2 pseudogenes are annotated in these 2,514 nt (G+C 78.6%); both read left to right on the top strand.

The window, feature by feature from the left end:
* A pseudogene (locus tag ACWDCZ_RS40325) lies at positions 1 to 590 on the top strand (penicillin-binding protein); the annotation flags it as partial.
* Positions 591 to 750: 160 nt separating this feature from the next.
* Positions 751 to 2,514, top strand: a pseudogene (locus ACWDCZ_RS40320) (non-ribosomal peptide synthetase); the annotation flags it as partial.

Below are 2,514 nucleotides of genomic sequence, written 5' to 3'. Positions count from 1 at the left end.
AAGAAGTGTTGTCTTCCGATCTGCGCCGCCCGGAGCCCGGCGCCCGGCCGGGAGCGCTCGCCGACGGCTGGGGCGCCGGCGCGGCGCTCTACCGGCAGGACGGACGGCTGTGGTGCGGCCACGACGGCAACGCCATGGGCACCTCCTGCCACCTGCGGGCCGACCCGGACAGCGGCCTCGTGGTCGCCTTCACCGGCAACGCCGGCGCCGCCACCGCCCTCTGGCGCGAACTCGCGGCCGACCTGGAGGAGTTGGCCGGAGTACGGGTGCCCGCGGGGATCGAACCGGTCGGCGCGGGCGGACCCGTGCTGCTCGCCGCCCCGGCGGCCCTGGCCGAGTGCACGGGCGACTACCGCAACGGCGCCATCCGCTACCGGGTCGAGCCGGCCGGCGCCGGACCAGCCACCCTCTCGGTCGACGGCGACCTCCCGATCCCGCTGCGCTGCTACGCCGACCTCTCCTACGACCTGATCGCCCCCGACACCGGGCGCCCCGAACCCGGCGGGCGCTTCCACCGGGACCCGGCCACCGGCCGGATCGACCGGGTGCAGGTCTCCGGGCGCACCGCCCGCCGGGCCGCCGCCGACTGAGCCGACCGGCCCGGCCGCCGTACGCCCGTACCTGCACCGACCCCACCCCCGCACCGAACCCGCACCGTTCCCCGGGTCCGAGGGCCGGCCACCGCCTGCCCCGCCGCCCTCGTCGTCGCCCCCCTCGGAAGGACCTTCCGCCATGGCCGACCGGCCTGCCCAGCCCGTGCGCCCGACCGTTCCGCCGCAGGCGCCGGCCGGTGGCACCACCGCACCGTCGGCGGCGCCCCGGACCCTGGACGCCCTGTTCGCCGCCCAGGCGGCCCGCACGCCGCACGCACCGGCGCTGACCGACGGGCGGCGCAGCTGGACCTACCGCGACCTGGCCGAACGCGTCGAGCGGCTGGCCCGCGACCTGCGCCGGCGCGGCGCCGGGCCGGAGCGGACGGTGGCCCTGGTCCTGCCGCGCTCCATGGAGCTGGTCGCCGCCGAGCTGGCCGTCGTCCGGGCGGGCGCCGCCTTCCTGCCCGTCGACCCGGGCTACCCCGCCGAGCGGCGGGCGCTGATGCTCGCCGACGCCGCCCCCGCGCTCGTCCTGGACGACCCGGCCGCCGTCCGCGCGGCCCTGGAGACGGACCGCCCCGAGGACCGGGACCACACCGACCTCCCGGCCGCCGACGGCACCGACCACCCGGCGTACGTGATCTACACCTCGGGCTCCACCGGGACGCCCAAGGGCGTGGTCGTCACCCACCGGGGGATCGCCGGCTTCACGGCGGCGGCGATCGACAACTACGCGGTCGGGCCGGGCGACCGGGTGCTCCAGTTCTCCTCGCCCAGCTTCGACGCCTCCGTCCTGGAACTGTTCGTCTCCGTCCTCACCGGCGCCACCCTGGTGATCCCCCCGGACGGCCCCTGGCTCGGCGAGGAGCTCGCCGCCGTCCTGGACGGGCAGCGCATCACCCACACCCTGATCCCGCCCGCGGCCCTGGCCACTGTCCCGGCCGGCGCGGGCCGCCACCTGCGCACCCTGATCGTCGGGGCCGAGGCCTGCTCCGCCGAGCTGGTCGACCGCTGGGCGCCCGGCCGGCGCATGGTCAACTCCTACGGCCCCACCGAGGCCACCATCGTCGCCACCTGGACCGGCCCGCTCACCGCCGGCACCGGCGCGCCCACCATCGGCGGCGCCCTGCCGCACGCCCGGGTGTACGTGCTCGACGAGGCCATGCGGCCCCAACCGCCCGGCACCGACGGCGAGCTGTACCTCGGCGGCGAGGGCGTCGCCCGCGGCTACCTCGGCCGCCCCGGCCTGACCGCCGCCCGCTTCGTCGCCGACCCCTTCGGCCCGCCCGGCGCCCGGCTCTACCGCACCGGCGACCGGGCCCGGTTCACCGCCGACGGGGAGCTGGAGTTCCTCGGCCGGCTCGACCGGCAGGTCAAGGTCCGCGGCTTCCGGATCGAGCCGGGCGAGATCGAGGCCGCGCTGCGCGCCCACCCCGCCGTCGACCAGGCCGTCGTCGTGGTCCGCGAGGACGAACCGGGCCACACCCGGCTGGTCGGCTACGCCACGCCCGCCGACCCGGAACTGCCCCCGGACCCGGCCGCGCTGCGCACCGCCCTGGCCGCCGCGCTGCCCGCCCACCTGGTGCCCGCCGCCGTCGTCGTGCTGCCCGCCTTCCCGCTCACCCCGCAGCTCAAGATCGACCAGCGGGCGCTGCCCGCGCCCGCCCGGCAGGGCGCCGCCGGCGGGCTCGCCCCGCGCACCGAACGGGAGCGCGCCCTGGCCGCCGTCTGGGCCGAGGTCCTCGGCCTCGACGCGGTGGGGGCCGAGGACGACTTCTTCGACCTCGGCGGCGACTCCGTCCTCGCCGCCCGCACCCTGGCCCGGATCACCGAGCGCCTCGGCGTCCGGCTCACCCTGCGGGACGTCTTCACCGCCCGCACCGTCGCCGGCCTCGCGCCGCTGCTCGACCGGCCGGCCGCC

It is taken from the genome of Kitasatospora sp. NPDC001225 (assembly GCF_053597855.1).
Note: the sequence above shows the minus strand (reverse complement) of the source record. Positions and strands in the feature narration are given on the sequence as shown.